This window comes from Herbaspirillum sp. GCM10030257, from assembly GCF_042666555.1.
GTDB lineage: Bacteria > Pseudomonadota > Gammaproteobacteria > Burkholderiales > Burkholderiaceae_D > Noviherbaspirillum.
Genome location: NZ_JBHTDH010000017.1, coordinates 78,376 through 95,691 on the forward strand (window position 1 = coordinate 78,376; position 17,316 = coordinate 95,691).

The window sequence follows — 17,316 nt, forward strand, 5'->3', positions numbered from 1 at the left end:
TTCCCGATTCGCATTTTCTGCGGAACGCTACCGATGTCTGTTCTCTTTTCCTTTCTGCTGCTTTGTCTCACGCCATCGCTCGCCTGGGGCGAGATGCAGTCGGCATTCGAGCCGAAGGGAAACAACGCCGCAGAGATAGCGGACATCATGTGGGTACTTTTCGTCGGCGGCAGCCTGATCTTTGTCGCGGTCATTATTCTTGCAGGAATTGCCTTGTTCGGGACGAATGCGCAACGCCATGTGCTTGCCCGCCAAGAGCTGATTATCGGCGGTGGTATCGTCTTTCCGGTGGTGACGCTGTCTGCGCTGCTGGTCTATTCCTTTGCTTCCGGCGCCATTCACATTGGTAGAAACGCGGCACCACAGGAGCGCATCGAAGTGATTGGCGAACTTTGGTGGTGGCGTGTACGCTACCTGGACAGTAGAGGCAATCCGCTATTCGAAACGGCGAATGAACTTCGCATCCCGGTGGGCAGGGCGATCGAGGTATTGCTCAAGAGCGGGGACGTCATTCACAGCTTCTGGGTCCCTAACCTGGCTGGCAAGATCGACATGATCCCAGGCCATGTGAACCGTTTGCAGTTGCACGCCGCAGCTCCGGGCGTCTACCGTGGTCAGTGCGCCGAGTACTGCGGTGCGCAGCACGCAAAGATGGCGTTCTATGTGATCGCGCAGGAACAGACTCAGTACGATGCATGGCTCAGCCTTCAAGCTCAGCCCGCTTTGGAGCCCGCCGATCCGTTTCTGCTTCATGGCCGGCAGTTGTTTCTCGATAACCGATGTGGTCAGTGCCATGCGGTACGGGGTACGCAAGCAGCCGGCCAAATCGGCCCCGAATTGACGCATGTCGGCGGCCGCCACGCCATCGCTGCCGGCACCCTGCCCAATAACAGCGGCACGATTGCCGGGTGGATCAGCGGCAGCCAGCAAATCAAACCGGGGAACAGAATGCCCTCTTTCAACCAGTTCTCTGGAGAGGAACTGCGCGCGCTTGCGGCTTATCTCGAGAGCCTGCAATGACAGCGCCGATGGCAAACAGCGACACGGGCTTGCCCAACCCGGCTCCGCGCCCGCAAGCCGAACTCGATCAGCTGCAGAAAGTCTGGCAGCCCCCATCCGGCCTGCGCTTTCTCACTGTCGTCAACAACACCTATATCGGACTGTTCTATGTCGGCACGGCCTTCGTGTTCTTCCTGCTGGCCGGCATCCTGGCGCTGATCATGCGCACGCAACTGGCGATGCCCGAGAACGACCTGGTCAGCTACCAGACCTACAACCAGTTGTTCACCATGCACGGCACCACCATGATGTTCCTGTTCGCGGTGCCCGCGGTCGAAGCGATGGGCGTGCTGCTATTACCGAACATGCTGGCCGCGCGCGACCTGCCGTTCCCACGCCTGTCGGCCTATGCGTACTGGGCCTATGCGGTAGGCGGACTGGTGTTTTTCTGCAGCATCCTCTTCGATCTGGCGCCACAGGGCGGCTGGTTCATGTACCCGCCGCTGACCAGTTACCGGTTTTCCCCCGGCGCCAATGCCGACTTCTGGCTGCTCGGCATTGGCTTCATTGAAATTTCGGCAATCGCCGGTGCCATCGAAATCGTTGTTGGCGTGCTGCGCACCCGGGCACCTGGAATGACGCTCGACAAGATACCGATCTTCGCCTGGGCGATGCTGGTGTTTGCCGGAATGATCATCTTTGCCTTTCCTGCCGTCATCCTCGGTACCATCCTGCTTGAGCTGGAACGCAGCTTTTACTGGCCGTTCTTCGTTGCCGAGAAAGGCGGTGACCCTTTGCTGTGGCAGCACCTGTTCTGGTTCTTTGGCCACCCCGAGGTCTATATCATCTTTCTTCCCGCTGTCGGCATGGTGTCGATGATCGTGCCGGCGATGGTGCAAAAGCCGCTGGTCGGCCACCATCTGATCGTGCTGGCGCTCATTGCGACCGGCTTCCTCAGCTTCGGGCTGTGGGTGCATCACATGTTTGCTACCGGCATTCCCCAGCTGTCGCTCAGTTTCTTTTCCGCCGCCAGCATGGCAGTCGCGATTCCCAGCGGCATACAGGTGTTCGCCTGGATCGCGACCATCGCCGCCGCCGACCGCTTCAAGATCAAGGTGCCGATGCTGTTCGTGCTCGGCTTCCTGTTCGTCTTCGTCTTGGGCGGATTGACCGGCGTAATGGTGGCGGTCGTTCCGTTCGACTGGCAAGCGCACGATACCTACTTCATCGTCGCGCATTTGCACTATGTGCTGATCGGCGGCATGGTTTTTCCGCTGTTCGCCGGCTTTTATTACTGGGCACCGTTCGTCAGCAGGACGCCGCTTTCCGAGCGTCTCGGAAAATGGGTGTTCTGGCTGATGTTCACCGGGGTCAACGTCGCCTTCTTCCCGATGCATATTACCGGGCTGGCCGGCATGACGCGGCGTGTCTATACCTACTCCGACGGCATGGGATGGGGACCGCTCAATATGCTGTCAACGATCGGCGCCTACATGATCGCTTCCGGTGTGCTGGTCTTCCTGATCGATCTTGCATTGCATTTCCGTCCAACCGGCGGCAAGAATGCCGGCAATATCTGGAATGCGGGAACGCTGGAGTGGCTGCCAAATGATCTTTACGGCGTACGCAGCATCCCGATCGTGACAACGAACAGTCCTTTATGGGAGCAACCCGGGCTCGCGGAGAACGTGGCGGCCGGCTGTTATTACCTGCCAGACGCGCCGACCGGTGGCCGCGAAACCATCGTCACCAGTGCCGTTGACGCTCAACCGCAATACGTGCTGCAGATGCCCGGACCGGGTTGGTCGCCGGTGCTCGCCGCCTTCGGCACTGCGGGGTTTTTCCTGCTGCTGACCGTCAAGCTGGTGCTGCCTGCCCTGGTATTCGGCGCACTGGCGATCGTGATGGTGTTCAAATGGTTATGGACGACAGATCCTGATCCGTCTCCGGCACCCGTCGACATCGGCGGCGGCATCCGGCTGCCAGTCTACATGACCGGTCCGTCGTCACATTCCTGGTGGGCGATGGTTGTGCTGATCCTGGTGGCGGCTTCGATCTTCGGGTCCATGCTGTTTGCCTACCTGTTCTTGTGGACGGTCTCTCCGGAGGTCTGGCCGGATGCCGACGCCCTGCCCTCGTTCGCATGGCCGGCCACGGTAGCGGCGCTGCTGCTGGGAAGCAGCGCTTGCGTCGCCCGGGCAAGCCGCAGCCTTAAACGCGGGGAGGCACGGTTTGGCGTATCGATCCTGCTGCCACTCGCCGTGCTGCTGCTCGTCGCGTCAATTGCCATCGACTGCTATAGCCAGATGCAAACCGGCCTCAGCGCGCAGGAGACCGCCTATGGCGCGGCGGTCTACACCCTGATCGGATTGCAGGGATTCTTTGTCGTGGTGGTGTCGATGATGGGGCTGTACACCCTGGCCAGAAACCGCCAAGGGCTGATCAGTGGACGGCGCCGTGTCACGTTCGACAACACCATGCTGCTGTGGCACTACACCGTGGTGCAAGGGCTGGTCGCCCTGGGCCTCATCCATTCCTTCCCACGCCTGGCCGGGTGATGCTGAAGACGCCCGCTTCCTTTGTTCGCAGCTTGTTGCTGCTGTCCTCTGGACCGCTTGTCTGGGCCATTCACTTTTTGTTGATCTACGGCTTGACCGGCATTGTCTGCGCGCGGCCCGGACTTCAGCCGGAATGGCTCGGCATCGGCATCCTCGGTTGGGGCATCGCAATGGCAACGATAATAGCCATCGGCGGCATTCTGGCAATTCACTTGCGTATCAGGCGGATGCGCAACGATTCGGCAGACAATGACTTCATTTACCGGACTTCTGCATGGCTTGGCGTGCTCGCTGGCATTGCCATCGTTTGGGAAGCCTTGCCTGTGCTTCTTGTACCGGCATGCGGCTAGGGCTTGTCCTCACCGCGTGAAGGCGGATGCGTCTGTCCACGGCGAGATCGCCGTGTAGATCTTGCACTTGCTCCGTAATCCTTACTCAAGCTGCATCTCCGATGCATGCAATCGGAGCATCTTCGTCCGGATGTTCTCCGTGGTACGGCGATCGCTGCTTGTTCACAATGCGTACAGCGACCTCTTCTTCGCATCCCGGATAACGATGACCCTGATTGAATTTCCGCTCCGGTTTCTGGAATTCCCGTTCCCGGTTCAGGTTGACATCGGCTGGCATCCGTTTCTTCTTTACCTATCCGGAGGCATCCCACAGCACGGCTCTATGCATTAATCCATACCGGACTAGTGCTCGCTAGGCGTCTTGACCGGATCTCCTAGCACGTCCTGGACATAAAGCATCGTGATAAGGACGGCGAGTACCGCAGTCAGCGGGGTTGCCAATGCGACCCCGGCGAGCCCGAACAGCGCACCGAACACGACTTGCATCGCGATTGTCAGGGCTGGCGGCAGTGACACGGTTCTTCGTTCGATCAAAGGCGACAGCAAATAACCCTCTGCGATCTGCACGGCAAGAAATAATAATGCCGTATAGAGTGCGAGGGTCGGACTCTCGGCAAACGCGATCAACACCGCGGGCACGCCGGCGATAACGGGACCGAGGTATGGGATGAAATCAAGCAAGCCGGCAAGTATGCCAAGCGTCAGCGCAAGCGGCACGCCGAGCAGACTCAGTCCGAGCGCGGTGATAGCACCGACGATCACCATGGTCACAGCCTTGCCGACTAGCCATTGCCCAAGCGTGCGCCCCAGCTCTGCAATGATTTCCTGTATACGCTGCCTTTTTCGGTGCGGCATCAATGTCACAAGACCGTCGAGATAGATGTGAGGCTGTGCGGCAAGATATACCCCGACAAACGCCATGATGGCGATATTGCCTGCTGCGCCGAGAACGCCGGAAAACACGAGCCCCGCTTGCGACAACATGGACGCGGCTTGGGACATCAATTGATCGGTCGGCGGCAAATTCACCAACAGACTGCGCAGCAACGGATACTGCTGCGCTTCGGCGCGGATGCGGTCCACCGCCTGCGGAATCGCCATGGTCAAGTCACCCACCTGACGGCTCACTTGGGGTGCCATCAACCATCCTGCCAGACTGAGCACGGCAAGCAAGAGTACGACGACCAGCGCAAGTGTTGGTCCGTGCGGCCAGTGGAGCCACCGCTGGACGCGTTGCGCAATATCGTACAGAAGAACGGCAACGAGAATGCACGCAAAGAGCAGCAGTAAGACCTTGGCCGCATACCACACGATACCGGCAACCAGCAGAAACATCAGCCCGACTGCATAGAAAAGGATTGCGTTGTGAAGAAAGCTGCGCTCTTCACGAAGCGTGTCGTCGCTTCTTGCTTGCGGCACCTGGCTGTCGTGTTTATCGTCCATAAAATGCGCTCGCTTTACCTATTGCGCAACCGCCAATGTCCGGCTCTTTACGTGTTAGTGCAGGCCATGCTCATTGCAGCGCAATAGTCGGGCGCATTACTTCACACGCTACGCCGCTTCGTATCCCACTGGGCCGCACATTCCTTGTTCCTTCTTCAACAGTGGATTCTTCCGTCCGCAAGTGCCTTTTTGCAAATATGGGCAATAGCCAGCATCAAGGTTGAAAGGCGTTAATTCTTTACAGATAATTTTGCGTCAATATGGTTCCAGTTCCTGCTTCGGGCCTGCCACGGAGGAACACTGAAAATTGTTGCAAACCAGAACAAGGAACTGTCTGCATCGCATCCCTGGCATTATCCGATTCTTCTTTCGTGGTTCACGTCATGGACGGCGATCGTTCCTGTCATTTCATCAGCTCGCAAATCACTGAGATAGCATCTAATCGATGCCGATTAACGGAACCGAAATCTCTGCCGCCACACACGAACATCCAAGACAAAACGCGCCGCACCAGGCCGGTCCAGCACGTGGCACTTCTGCATATCTCACCGACAGAAACACAATCTTGAATCGATAGCAATGGATGGCAGCAGCAGGGGACAATGTCGAAGCGACGCGGCGCTACGCGCCCTGCCCCTGGAACAGCATCAGGGCGCCATCAACCACAATCGTGGTGCCATGAATATACCGGGCCTGTTCGGATGCCAGGAACACTGCGACATGCGCAATTTCTTCCGGGTGCGCCGCACGCTTCATCGGGATCGACTGCACCTGCTGCTTCAGCACTTCCGGGTCGTCGATGGCGGACTGGTTCATTGGAGTCAGCACCATGCCGGGGGCAATGTTATTGACGTTGATGTCCTTCTCCGCGAGTTCCAGCGCGAGCGTTGTCGTCAGATTACGGAGGCCCCCTTTGGCCGCATCATAACCGGATGCACCGGCACGCGGAATTTCCTGATGCACGCTGGTGATATTGATAATGGTTCCATGCCGGCCGGAATTCTCGATGGCGCGGATGAATTCGCGGCAGCAGTAGAACGGCCCGAAAAGATTGGTGCGGATGGCGTCGTTCCAGTCGTCATCCGTCATATCCTTGACCATCTTGCCCGACGCATCGATGCCTGCGTTATTGACGAGGATGGTCGGCACGCCCAGCGTCGACTTCACCTCATGGAATAACTGCTGCACGTTCTTCGAGTCGCGCTGGTCGAGACGAAACACCGCCGCCTTTCGCCCTGCATTTTCAATCTCACCGGCCGTTCGCTCCGCACCCTGACGGTCATGCAGGTAGGTGACAACCAAATCCGCGCCTTCCCGGGCAAAAGCAATCGCAGTCGCCTGCCCGATACCGGAATCGGAACCGGTCACGATGGCCAGTTCGCCGTTCATTCGTTGTTCTTTCATGAGATTCTCCAGTTCTTGCGGCGGCAACAGAGCCCCCCGTTACCCAATGCCCCTGGTTGCAGCACGCAGGGCTCAGTAAATATGGCGCTTGAGTGAAGAGATCGCGTTGCGCGCCTGGGTCACCGCCCTCAGCACCTGCTGGCCGACACACTGACGAATGCCGTCATCGTTACCTTCGATTTGAACGAACTCCTTGACCTGAACGGATTCCCGATCAAGCTCGCCGAAACAGTTGTGCAGTTCGCCAAGAATGTTAGTACTCCGTTAGCACGCATTCCACGCGTCGTCTGTGCACCGCTCGATGTTCGAGACTTGATCTCGGATCTGGGATGTCTGCATGTTGGCACCTCCAATAAAATCTCGATAATCGATATGTTTGTCTGCCCGATTTACCAATTGTTCCCTCGCTGCGATCACGTGCAGGAGGCGTTACGTCACGGCGCCTTCCTATGCCGAATTCAATGTCGTGGCAAGCACCTTGCTTGCCTCCGATGCAGGAGGTGGCTGCAATGAAACGCTCACGAACAGTAGACGTGCAAGCGGTTCGCATCGAGCCGCACGGCCTCGAAGGATTGCTGGGCCTGGGCGAGGAATCGAAAGGTGTCGTCATATTTGCACACGGTAGCGGCAGCGGACGACACAGTCCACGCAACAACCATGTGGCGGCTGGCTTGCGGGAAGCAGGATTTGCCACACTATTGCTGGACTTACTGCGGCCCGAGGAAGAAGCAAATCGGGCAAACGTGTTCGACACTCCACTTCTGGCCGCCCGCTTGATTGAGGCCACGTGCTGGATACGACAACAAGCGGAGACAGCACATTTGCCGATTGGCTTCTTTGGTGCCAGCACGGGCGCCGGCGCTGCGCTGGTCGCCGCCGCGGATGCCGACCATCAGATTACGGCTATCGTGTCCCGTGGCGGTCGGCCAGATCTGGCCGGCGCCTCGCTTGCCCGGGTCCGTGCCCCGACATTGCTCATCGTCGGTGGCCTGGACATACCGGTGATTGCACTGAACCGGCATGCCTTGTCGCAATTAGCCGGAAAAAAGGAACTGGTGATCGTTCCTGGCGCAGGCCACCTCTTCGAAGAACCAGGCACACTGGAGCAGGTGCTCCGCTTTGCCATTGGTTGGTTCAGTGAACACTTTCCAGTAGGTTCGACATGACCCCTGATTTCTCCCCATTCAAAGACCGGCGCGAGGCCGGCGCACAGCTTGCCGCCGCACTGATGTATCTGAAGAAAGACTCGCCAGTCGTGCTGGCCCTGCCAAGAGGCGGTGTGCCGGTAGCGTACGAGGTCGCCCAGGCGCTCGGCGCACCGCTCGATGTGCTGTTGGTTCGCAAAATCGGCGCGCCGGGTTTTCCGGAACTCGGTTTGGGTGCCGTCGTGGACGGACAGCGCCATCAACGAGTAATCAACGAGGAACTGGTGAATCGGCTGCGCCCGCCACCGGGGTATCTTGAGGCGGAAGAACAGCGTCAGCTGGACGAAATCGAGCGTCGCAGGAAAATCTATTGTGGCGACCGTCCGCCAGTGCCAATCCAGGGACGCACGGTGATCGTGGTGGACGACGGCATCGCCACCGGGGGAACAATGGGAGCTGCGCTCAAGGCACTGGCGCGGGAAGGCGTCGCAAAACTGATTTTTGCTGTCCCGGTTGCGCCGCGCAGTGCGCTCGACAGCTTATGCGCCGTTGTCGACGACGGTGTTTGCCTGTTCACCCAATCCAACTTTCAAGCGGTTGGACAGTATTACAAGAATTTTGAGCAAACCACGGATGAAGAAGTCATTGTCCTTCTGGATGCGGCCGCGAACGAGTCGGGGGAACTTGGTGCAGGGACGGAAGTTGGCGCGATACCACCGGATGCGGTTGGCGGCCAGATACCTCCTGATGCCAGCATTCCCGGCAAGCCGGCCTGATTTCGGCGCCCTCACCATGTATCTGACGGACCCGGATCGGGGAAACCGGCGCCGCGCGCTAATCAAAGACAAAGCGTATAGCACGTTGGTCACAATGCGCAAAGCGATCGAGTCCCGGTCACGTGATCTGGCGAATCGTGCCAAGGGGTTGCGTGCCGAAGCAAGCAGCGCGGTATTGCATTGAAATCACTCTGGAGCAGCAATGAGCTTGATCTTAACCTCGACGGCTTTTACTGAGGGCAGCGATATTCCGATGAGGTACACCTGCGACGGAGAGAATATTTCGCCACCACTGTCGTGGGCAGGTTCGCCACCGAACGCAAAGAGCTTGGTTTTGATCGTCGAAGATCCTGACGCGCCGGACCCCGCGGCCCCGGAAAGAACGTGGGTGCATTGGGTACTTTACAACCTGCCGGCAACCGATTCCGGCTTGAAGCAGGACGTGGCCTCGGCGGGTTTGCCGACAGGTACGAAGGAAGGCCTCAACGACTGGCAGCGAACCGGCTATGGCGGTCCTTGTCCGCCGATTGGGCGGCATCGATACATCCATCATCTCTATGCACTGGATACCATGCTGCCTGAACTAAATAGCCCGGATAAGGCGACCATCATAGAAGCGATGCAAGGCCATATTGTCGACGAGACGGTGTTGATGGGCACTTATCAGCATCAGGTGCGGTGTACCTACCATCTCTGGCCAGCACGCTACGGACATTTGCCGGATGGATCAGCAAGCTGAGAGCAAGTGATCATCTCTTTTCAGCAAATAATCGCTATTTGGGACTCGAAGTAGTTTGGTATGCCAGTTCCATGTCCTTAGCAGTAAGGCACAGTGGCGTTTGAGTGGGATTGTGCTTCATAAGTGTGCCCGCTACCGAACAAATGCACAGCTCAAAAGCTTTGAATAGTTCACGGGAACTGGCATCGGTCCCATCAATATTCTTCAATGCCGCGAGTCTGTCCAATGCATCCCTTGATATTAAGCACGGCCGTTCGATGGAGTCCAAATTGATAACGAATGCAATGTTTTCCGCAGCCGGGCGTGGATTCATGTTATCCATTTGTACCTCCTAAAAGTCTATCTCACACCAGTGTTTGCTGAACAAGAAGCGCGAGCACGCTATAGCATGGTCAAGGAAAGCCAAAACATCAAAGGTAACGATGAACCACTTGAGAATAAAATCTAAGCCAGCCTTATTTTTGGTCGTTCTGTGCAATCTGTCTTTTCACAGCTTGTTCCAGGTCACCAGAGGTTGATTTTGCAGGGCAGCTCGGAATGGCGTTATTTGCTTCTGGCTTCAATTGCGCTGTCCCAGTGTTACACACTTTAGCAGCTATTTCTGGCGGGACTTGAATCATCAATGGAATCCTGGCCATATCCGCGTGGATGTTTTTTGCCAATATTTCCTTGATATCTGTGAGACTTACTTCGACCATTTGCTGTTGTTGCGCCACAGCCGGCGAAACAACGATTACAGCGACGACGACATTCAAGAGCGTCAAGAATTTCGTTCCGTCCATAGTAGAACTCCTTGCCTAGCACGGTAACGTCACGATGAGATGCCGCCCTAACCCAGCCATATAGCCAGACACTCTCATCGTTCACGACAACAATTACAATTGATATATCGCTATTTATTTTAATATTGCGGTACGAGCAGCGAATTTCAAAGCCTGTTACGTTTGATTACATGGTGGGTTAGAGCGCTTCATCCTGACTGTACTGTCAATGCCGGGCGCTTTACCGACAGCACGGCGTTGCCTGGCCAGCAGAGTGAAAGCACTCTAGTCGGTGTGGGAAGCAGAAAGTTGAGCCGCCAGACCAGTCCACGCACCTTCGGTATGCACGGTCCCTTACCGTCGTGGAACTACGATCAAAAACCGCCTGACCGCTCCAATTGCCAAGACTCAAATTTTACGTCCGCTTGCAGAATGCGCTGTTGCGTCCAGTAACGCTATCGATGGCGTCGCGTTTATACGCCAATCAATAAATTGCACTTAATCGCACAATTTTTCTGCATGATTGGGTATCTTAAATGTTGAACGAGCAGTGTACCCATGATCTCCGGCGCTTCCACCACTGGCATTTGTCGTTTACCAGTTTGAATAAGATCGGCAGACGAAGCCGCTACTAACTGTCACGGTCAGCTTGCGCAAGAATGAGTTTGTGTACGGCAGCACAAGAATATTTACTCCGGGACGATTCTGCTGAAGGAGGAATTTTTAAAAGGTAACAAAAAGAATTGAGCGCTTGCTGCCGCCCACAAGACGTCAGGATAGACAGGCTATGAAAATCGCACAGGTAGCACCTCTCTTTGAAAGCATTCCGCCCAAGGGGTACGGTGGCACTGAACGCATAGTGTCGTATCTCACCGAAGAACTTGTCCGGTGCGGGCATGACGTAACGCTGTTCGGTTCCGGAGACTCGGTTACTGCGGCAAAGTTGGTAGCGGCTGTTCCAAAAAGCATACGTCAGGAACTATACAACCAGGCATGGGCGGCATATCACACGATACAACTTGATCTGGTTTCCGAACTGGCTGACAGCTTCGACGTTATTCATTTTCATACCGATTACCTGCATTTTCCCATTGCTCGCCTTCGCCATGTTCCGTACCTCACCACGATGCATGGACGCCTCGATCTGCCTGAGCTGACGTGCATATTCAATCGTTTTTCCGACACGCCACTCGTATCCATATCGGCAAGCCAACGCACGCCCCTGCCGTGGGTCAACTGGATCGATACGATATATCACGGCTTGCCGCCCGACTTATATTCCTATGGGCCGGGCGATGGCAACTACTTTCTTTTTCTGGGACGCATGTCACCGGAGAAGCGTCCCGATCGAGCGATATCCATTGCGCGGCAATGCGGTGTGCATCTCTACATGGCTGCAAAGGTCGACAAGGCGGACCAGGCATATTTCGATCAGATCATCAAGCCAATGCTGGGCGGGCCGATGGTAAGTTATCTGGGAGAGGTGGGAGAGAAGGAAAAATGTGAATTATTGCAAGGAGCACGAGCGCTGCTGTTTCCGATCGACTGGCCAGAACCGTTTGGACTTGTCCTTATCGAGGCTCTTGCCTGCGGCACACCTGTGGTGGCATATCGACACGGTTCGACGGTCGAAGTGCTGGAGCATGGGGTTACCGGGTTTTTGGTCAGCGATGAAGAAGAGGCCGTTGAAGCAGCTCGAAACATTACGTTGTTGGACAGGAAGCAATGCAGGGAAGCATTCGAGCGCCGGTTTACCGTTGCGCAGATGGCCTCCAGGTACCTGCAGGCGTATGAGAATGTGATGAACATGCAGAACCCGAAACCCGACTTGCATGCCGTCACACAAAGGCGTAACAGGGAGAGGAAGGAAGTCTCTCGAATTAGCACCGGGAAATTTTGACGAGGAGTCCAGCCGCTTGGTTTGTATCAGGATCAACGGGATAAGTGGCGAGACAGGTAGAATTTTGACTGACAATGGGCATGAGGGGTCAGTAGCGTTGCTATCGAAAAGTGCAACGCAGGCAGGCGGGAAAAAGCGCGATGTCAAGTTGCGTCATGGGTTGGGATTGGTATTCGGCACTGCGCAGACTGCGACCAATAGAGGAACATCCTGATCTCGGCTCAGTCCACAGGAGTAATCAGTCATAGCCGGCCGCAATACGGACGCTCGAAACAACCTCAACTCCCGCGCAAGGAAAACGGAGTGCGCGTCCGATGGCCATGTATGGAAAATTGCAAATCGCCGGGCTGGGTGAGACAGCAGCCCGCTACGCCAAGCTGAGTGGAGAATTCAATGGTTGAGAAAATCCGTCTGGGCGAGCAATGGTACATTCTCGCGACTTCCTCGTCTCCCGATGAAAGGCGTCGAGTTCTCAAGGAAAACGACACCTTTGCGATGTTCGATCGTTTTGGTGACATTCAGCCGATCGGGGTAAGTGAGGAAGGTATTTATCGCGGTGATACCTGCTTTCTTTCACAACAGGAATTGCTGGTCGAGGGTGTGCGACCGCTGTTTCTGAACTCGACGGTCCGAGACGATAATGGATTATTGACTGTCGAACTGATGAATCCCGACTTGCATCCTGAAGGGAAGAATTCGATTCAAAAAGGCACGCTGCACGTCTTCCGTGCGAAGTTGTTGCGGGACGACGTATGCCATGAACATATTCGTGTCATCAACTTTGGCCTTGAACCGGTCGACATTACTCTTTCCATAGAATTCGGCGCAAGCTATGCCGATATCTTCGAGGTGCGGGGATTCAGACGCAATCGTCGTGGTGAAAGCCTGTCGCCGAAGACCACGGATCGTGAGCTGCTCTTGGGCTATCGTGGTCTCGATGAAACCTTGCGCAGAACCCGCATCAGCTTTGATCCGCCGCCGCAAAAGCTGTCACCGTCAGGGGCGGATTTTACATTGCACCTTCTTCCCAAGGAAGAAACGCATTTATATGTCGCTATCGGCTGCGAAATTGGTAACGAGGCGGTACCGGCCCCGACCGATTATTTCACGGCATTTACCCAGAACAACGAGGCGATGGCGCAGCGCTTGACCAACCACTGCAGAATCACGACGTCCAACGACCGCTTCAATCAATGGCTTGACCGTTCCACCGCGGATCTGGTGATGTTGACCACGGTGATGAATGATGGCACTTATCCTTATGCCGGTCTTCCCTGGTATTCAACGACCTTCGGCCGCGACGGCATTTTGACGGCACATGAATATCTGTGGCTCGATCCTGGCATGGCGAAAGGCGTGCTTGCCTTTCTGGCGAATAGTCAGGCTACGGAATTTGATCCCGAGCGCGATGCGGAGCCCGGCAAGATATTGCACGAGGCGCGCAACGGTGAACTGGCTGAATTGAATGAAATTCCGTTCGGCCGGTACTACGGCTCGGTGGACGCCACGCCTCTCTTCATTGGCTTGGCCGGTGCCTACTACGAGCGCACCGGGGACCTTGAATTCATCCGAAGCATATGGGACAACATTCTGCGCGCATTGCATTGGATAGACCACTACGGTGATCGTGATGGTGACGGCTTTGTCGAATATGCACGCTACACCGAATCGGGTCTAGCACAGCAGGGATGGAAGGACTCCCAGGATTCCGTCTTTCACAGCGACGGCCGGCTTGCTGATCCCCCGATCGCGTTATGTGAGGTGCAGGGCTATGTTTACGATGCCAGGCTGCAAGCAGCCCGTCTTGCGGGCCTGCTGGGCGACGATGCGCTCAAACGGGATCAGGAAAGCGCGGCGCAGGCGCTGAAGAAGCATTTCAATGAAGCGTTCTGGTGCGAGGAAATCAACATGTACGCGCTGGCTCTCGACGGCCAGAAGCACCAATGCGCTGTCCCGTCCTCTAACGCAGGGCACGCGCTATGGTCAGGTATCGCGACACCGGAGCATGCCGCCAGAATTGCGGCTCAATTGGTCAGTGAGAAATTCTTTTGCGGCTGGGGAGTGCGCACCATCCCGACCGGGGAAGCACGCTATAACCCCATGGCTTATCACAATGGTTCGGTGTGGCCGCATGACAATGCAATTATTGCCAGCGGCATGGCGCGTTATGGCCTGACCGCTAATGCAATGCAAGTGTTCGCGGGTCTGTGGGATACGATCCAGTATATGGATCAGTATCGCATGCCCGAACTTTTCTGCGGCTTTTCCAAGCGACCGGACGAGGGACCGACACTGTATCCGGTTGCCTGTTCCCCGCAGGCATGGGCGGCCGCCAGCGTGTTCTACCTGCTGCAAGCCTGTCTAGGTCTTTCTTTCGATAGCGCAAGGTCCGAAATACGATTCCGCCATCCAAAGCTGCCGCCTTTCCTTGAGTCCGCCACGATTGATAAGCTCGCCGTCGGCGATGCAGTGGTAGACCTGCAGCTTCAACGTTATCCGAATAATGTCGGCATCAATATCATGCGCAGGTCCGGCAAGGTGGAAGTCGTGTCCATCGCCTGAAACGTACATACCTATGTGGTCAGGAATGGTTCGCCATCACCGCGAAAATTTCTGCAATAACATGTCAGGCACGTCGCGGCGTGGCAAGGGATTTCCTCGGTTCACCTGCTAGTGTGGTGTCCTGTAAATATCTTTATTTGATGTTAGAAGTCAGATGGTTATCTGATGCAACAAAAATGCGATCAATTATGTAAAGTTATTTAGGGCAGACCACACGTAAAGCATTTTCACGCTGACCGTCCATAGTCTGCATGACTGAAGTAGCCCCTCTGAAGTAGCCCCTTAGAGTAAGACCATCGAATCCGGCATGTCGGCTTCCCTGGTAGCCCACGAAGCCGGCATCACAGCCAGCCAGTTGTTTCAGAGGCGCAAAGCTTGTACGGAAGGCCGCTGGTGGCAGTATCGTCAACGAATCAATCGTGCCGGCCCAGAGTTGCCCGAATCCATATATGGGTACTGGCCAGGCTTTAGCTAACTAATTCCGACGATCCAGCAATATAGGGGCGGGACCATAGCGCTTCCGAACGCGATCCGCCTGGTTCAAACCAGTAGCTAACGGCAGGCCGTAAGCTTCCCGCTTCTTATGATCAGGCTGGGATGATCTGAAACTAAACTGCCGACGTTTGACGAGTATCGGAGCATATCCTTGAGAATATGGTAAACAGGCAAGTACTAGCCGGTTTTCTCCAGGACAAGACTGAATGACTCTCGATCTCGCGCAAAACTTCCTGATTGCTCTATTGATCGGCGCTTTGATCGGCATTGATCGGGAAAAGAAAAAAGATGACGAACCTAGTCATACTGCTGGAATCCGCACCTATATCCTGGTGGCACTAATTGGGGCAGCAGCGGCGTGGATATCACTTGAACTTGATACGGCATGGATCTTCGCCGCCGCTTTGCTGGCAGTGAGTGCCGCGATCATCGCAGGTTATATATTCCAGAACCGGACGCGGGATGATGCTATCGGCCTAACCAGTGAAATTGCTGCCATTGCCGTCTGCCTGCTCGGCGCCATGGCAGTGATCGGCTATCCATCCCTTGCCGTCGCTTTGGCAGTTGTAACATCGGCGGTCCTCGCCTACAAGCAGCCACTGCATGGATTGGTAGAACGCATTGGCAGCGAAGACATTTTCGCCGGAATCAAGCTTCTAATTGCGACATTCATCATCCTCCCCTTGTTACCTGACAATGCAATCGATCCATGGGGAGCGATCAACCCCTATAAGTTATGGCTACTTGTGACTTTGATCGCCGGCCTGTCTCTGATTGGGTATGTGGCAACCCGTATCCTGGGGAAAACTCAGGGTACCGCCATTACCGGACTCACTGGGGGATTGGTGTCATCTACAGCCACGACACTCAATTTTGCCCGTGCCAGTCGCAACGAGTCAGAGCCAGCCGATAGCCACGCAGTTAGTGCCGGTATTCTTCTGGCATGGCTCGTCATGTTCGCACGTACCATGGCGCTCGTTACCTTCATCAATCCAGCATTGTTTCAAACGATGTGGGTTCCCTTTACAGCAATGGGCGGCGTAACGGCAGTTTTCGCCGGCTGGCACTACCGGGCAAGCTTGAAGGTTGCGGCAAATCACAAATCAAACAACGATAATGCAGCCACACTTTCCGGAATGGCGTTACGCAATCCATTTAGTCTCACATCCGCTATTCATTTCGGCATCGTGTTTACCATTGTGCTGCTGGCTGTGAAATTTGCTCAAGAAAATGCCCCGGGGCTTGGGGTATACGTGGTTTCAGGATTAGCCGGGTCCGTCGATGTCGATGCGATTACCCTATCAATCGCCGAAAGTACAAATGAATCGGCTGGACTAACTCATGCTGCGTCTGCCATCAGCATCGCTGCATTAGCCAATACTGCAGTGAAATGCGGAATGGTAGCCTTGCTGGGTGCTGGTGCCGCTCGGCGCCAAGTGGCAGTTGCTACGGTTGCGATCTTTATAGCTGGCGGTGCGTGGTTCTGGCTCAAGGCGGCTGTCATTCCAGGGGCTATGGATGTGCGCTGACTTTTTACAGATTAAGTCACAACATCATATTCGAGCGGCGACTCTTCAGGGCTGTAGCTAGTCAGAGCCGCACCTTGGTCGCTACCTTCGTTGACCAGTGCGGACATGATATTGCCATACCATGCCGATTATGTCGCCGCTAAAGCGATACGAAGCTCATATTATTTATGATCGCACTATTCTTCTTTGGGAAACGCTTTACGGTGTGCGACCCATTCGCTCTCTCGCCAATGGCTTATCGCATTTCACCTAATCGCCGATCAACACAACCCGAAGAGCACCTCACCAACGTTTATCACTATGGCTTTGTCGCATTAAGCATGAACGCTTGAAGTTATATCGCAACATGATATGTTTTACTAGAACTCATTCCATAAATAGGTAGTCGATGCTTTTTTCGGATTCGCATGGTTTTTCATCATGTCACGAAGAGAAGAGCTTACCGACGAGCAATGGGGGCTACTGGAGCCGTTGCTTCCCGTAACAGCGCGGCGACTCGATGGCCGTGGTCGACCTGAAGTCCACAGTGATCGGGCAGTACTCAATGGCATTTTGTGGGTATTGCGTACCGGGGCGTGCTGGGCCGATCTTCCCGACCGGTTTCCTTCCGGGTCGACCTGCTTCAGGCGCTTTAGTCGCTGGGTCAGAGCCGGCG

Annotated in this window: 14 protein-coding genes; 10 read left to right on the top strand and 4 right to left on the bottom strand. The window is 55.5% G+C overall.

Annotation, left to right across the window (positions count from 1 at the left end):
• Nucleotides 1-33 precede the first annotated feature (33 nt).
• Genes coxB through ACFQUU_RS21435 form a run of 3 tightly spaced genes read left to right on the top strand, consistent with a single transcriptional unit; the run spans nt 34 to nt 3,907 of the window.
• Nucleotides 34-1,020: a cytochrome c oxidase subunit II gene (gene coxB / locus ACFQUU_RS21425; RefSeq protein ID WP_382250153.1), complete on the top strand. Its 987-nt coding sequence runs from the start codon at nt 34-36 to the stop codon at nt 1,018-1,020.
• The gene (locus ACFQUU_RS21430; protein ID WP_382250154.1) at nt 1,017-3,557 is read left to right on the top strand and encodes a cbb3-type cytochrome c oxidase subunit I; all 2,541 of its coding nucleotides are present in this window, start codon (nt 1,017-1,019) and stop codon (nt 3,555-3,557) included. Before coxB ends, ACFQUU_RS21430 begins: the two co-directional genes overlap by 4 nt.
• Complete coding sequence (locus ACFQUU_RS21435) at nt 3,557-3,907, top strand: hypothetical protein (RefSeq protein WP_382250155.1); 351 nt, start codon at nt 3,557-3,559, stop codon at nt 3,905-3,907. The genes ACFQUU_RS21430 and ACFQUU_RS21435 overlap by 1 nt, the downstream gene beginning before the upstream one ends.
• Nucleotides 3,908-3,992: 85 nt before the next feature.
• On the opposite strand, the gene ACFQUU_RS21440 is transcribed toward ACFQUU_RS21435, so the two are convergent.
• The 3 genes from ACFQUU_RS21440 to ACFQUU_RS21450 all read right to left on the bottom strand — a co-directional run bounded on the left by ACFQUU_RS21440 (nt 3,993) and on the right by ACFQUU_RS21450 (nt 6,754).
• Nucleotides 3,993-4,184: a hypothetical protein gene (locus ACFQUU_RS21440; protein ID WP_382250156.1), complete on the bottom strand. Its 192-nt coding sequence runs from the start codon at nt 4,182-4,184 to the stop codon at nt 3,993-3,995.
• 65 nt (nt 4,185-4,249) lie between these two features.
• Nucleotides 4,250-5,350, bottom strand: coding sequence for an AI-2E family transporter (locus tag ACFQUU_RS21445; protein WP_382250157.1), 1,101 nt, complete (start codon nt 5,348-5,350; stop codon nt 4,250-4,252).
• A 621-nt stretch (nt 5,351-5,971) separates the two neighbouring features.
• On the bottom strand, nt 5,972-6,754 hold the full coding sequence (locus ACFQUU_RS21450; RefSeq protein WP_382250158.1) for an SDR family oxidoreductase: 783 nt from the start codon (nt 6,752-6,754) through the stop codon (nt 5,972-5,974).
• 509 nt (nt 6,755-7,263) lie between these two features.
• Between ACFQUU_RS21450 and ACFQUU_RS21455 the strand changes: the two genes are divergently transcribed.
• From ACFQUU_RS21455 to ACFQUU_RS21465, 3 genes are all read left to right on the top strand, one after another.
• Nucleotides 7,264-7,920: a dienelactone hydrolase family protein gene (locus ACFQUU_RS21455; protein WP_382250159.1), complete on the top strand. Its 657-nt coding sequence runs from the start codon at nt 7,264-7,266 to the stop codon at nt 7,918-7,920.
• The gene (locus ACFQUU_RS21460; protein WP_382250160.1) at nt 7,917-8,675 is read left to right on the top strand and encodes a phosphoribosyltransferase; all 759 of its coding nucleotides are present in this window, start codon (nt 7,917-7,919) and stop codon (nt 8,673-8,675) included. The genes ACFQUU_RS21455 and ACFQUU_RS21460 overlap by 4 nt, the downstream gene beginning before the upstream one ends.
• A 202-nt stretch (nt 8,676-8,877) precedes the next feature.
• The gene (locus ACFQUU_RS21465) at nt 8,878-9,414 is read left to right on the top strand and encodes a YbhB/YbcL family Raf kinase inhibitor-like protein (RefSeq protein WP_382250161.1); all 537 of its coding nucleotides are present in this window, start codon (nt 8,878-8,880) and stop codon (nt 9,412-9,414) included.
• Between the two features lie 455 nt (nt 9,415-9,869).
• Here the strand turns inward: ACFQUU_RS21465 and ACFQUU_RS21470 are convergent, their stop codons facing one another.
• Entirely contained in the window at nt 9,870-10,196 is a 327-nt protein-coding gene (locus ACFQUU_RS21470) for a hypothetical protein (RefSeq protein ID WP_382250162.1), read from the bottom strand.
• 766 nt (nt 10,197-10,962) lie between these two features.
• Between ACFQUU_RS21470 and ACFQUU_RS21475 the strand changes: the two genes are divergently transcribed.
• From ACFQUU_RS21475 to ACFQUU_RS21490, 4 genes are all read left to right on the top strand, one after another.
• A complete protein-coding gene (locus ACFQUU_RS21475; protein ID WP_382250163.1) occupies nt 10,963-12,075 on the top strand; it encodes a glycosyltransferase family 4 protein in 1,113 nt (370 codons plus the stop codon).
• Nucleotides 12,076-12,468: 393 nt separating this feature from the next.
• The gene (locus tag ACFQUU_RS21480; protein ID WP_382250164.1) at nt 12,469-14,637 is read left to right on the top strand and encodes a glycogen debranching N-terminal domain-containing protein; all 2,169 of its coding nucleotides are present in this window, start codon (nt 12,469-12,471) and stop codon (nt 14,635-14,637) included.
• A 701-nt stretch (nt 14,638-15,338) separates the two neighbouring features.
• Nucleotides 15,339-16,661 (top strand): MgtC/SapB family protein, encoded by a 1,323-nt coding sequence (locus ACFQUU_RS21485; RefSeq protein WP_382250165.1) that lies wholly within the window; start codon nt 15,339-15,341, stop codon nt 16,659-16,661.
• Between the two features lie 420 nt (nt 16,662-17,081).
• The coding region (locus ACFQUU_RS21490; RefSeq protein WP_382250087.1) for a transposase at nt 17,082-17,316 on the top strand (235 nt) is incomplete at its 3' end.

What these genes read in the sequence shown, in the direction of transcription:
- ACFQUU_RS21440 (WP_382250156.1), bottom strand. Translation starts at nt 4,184, where the DNA reads ATGCCAGCCGATGTCAACCTGAACCGGGAACGGGAATTCCAGAAACCG.
- ACFQUU_RS21475 (WP_382250163.1), top strand. Translation starts at nt 10,963, where the DNA reads ATGAAAATCGCACAGGTAGCACCTCTCTTTGAAAGCATTCCGCCCAAG.
- ACFQUU_RS21430 (WP_382250154.1), top strand. Translation starts at nt 1,017, where the DNA reads ATGACAGCGCCGATGGCAAACAGCGACACGGGCTTGCCCAACCCGGCT.
- ACFQUU_RS21485 (WP_382250165.1), top strand. Translation starts at nt 15,339, where the DNA reads ATGACTCTCGATCTCGCGCAAAACTTCCTGATTGCTCTATTGATCGGC.
- ACFQUU_RS21445 (WP_382250157.1), bottom strand. Translation starts at nt 5,350, where the DNA reads ATGGACGATAAACACGACAGCCAGGTGCCGCAAGCAAGAAGCGACGAC.
- ACFQUU_RS21470 (WP_382250162.1), bottom strand. Translation starts at nt 10,196, where the DNA reads ATGGACGGAACGAAATTCTTGACGCTCTTGAATGTCGTCGTCGCTGTA.
- ACFQUU_RS21435 (WP_382250155.1), top strand. Translation starts at nt 3,557, where the DNA reads ATGCTGAAGACGCCCGCTTCCTTTGTTCGCAGCTTGTTGCTGCTGTCC.
- ACFQUU_RS21460 (WP_382250160.1), top strand. Translation starts at nt 7,917, where the DNA reads ATGACCCCTGATTTCTCCCCATTCAAAGACCGGCGCGAGGCCGGCGCA.
- ACFQUU_RS21455 (WP_382250159.1), top strand. Translation starts at nt 7,264, where the DNA reads ATGAAACGCTCACGAACAGTAGACGTGCAAGCGGTTCGCATCGAGCCG.
- coxB (WP_382250153.1), top strand. Translation starts at nt 34, where the DNA reads ATGTCTGTTCTCTTTTCCTTTCTGCTGCTTTGTCTCACGCCATCGCTC.
- ACFQUU_RS21480 (WP_382250164.1), top strand. Translation starts at nt 12,469, where the DNA reads ATGGTTGAGAAAATCCGTCTGGGCGAGCAATGGTACATTCTCGCGACT.
- ACFQUU_RS21465 (WP_382250161.1), top strand. Translation starts at nt 8,878, where the DNA reads ATGAGCTTGATCTTAACCTCGACGGCTTTTACTGAGGGCAGCGATATT.
- ACFQUU_RS21450 (WP_382250158.1), bottom strand. Translation starts at nt 6,754, where the DNA reads ATGAAAGAACAACGAATGAACGGCGAACTGGCCATCGTGACCGGTTCC.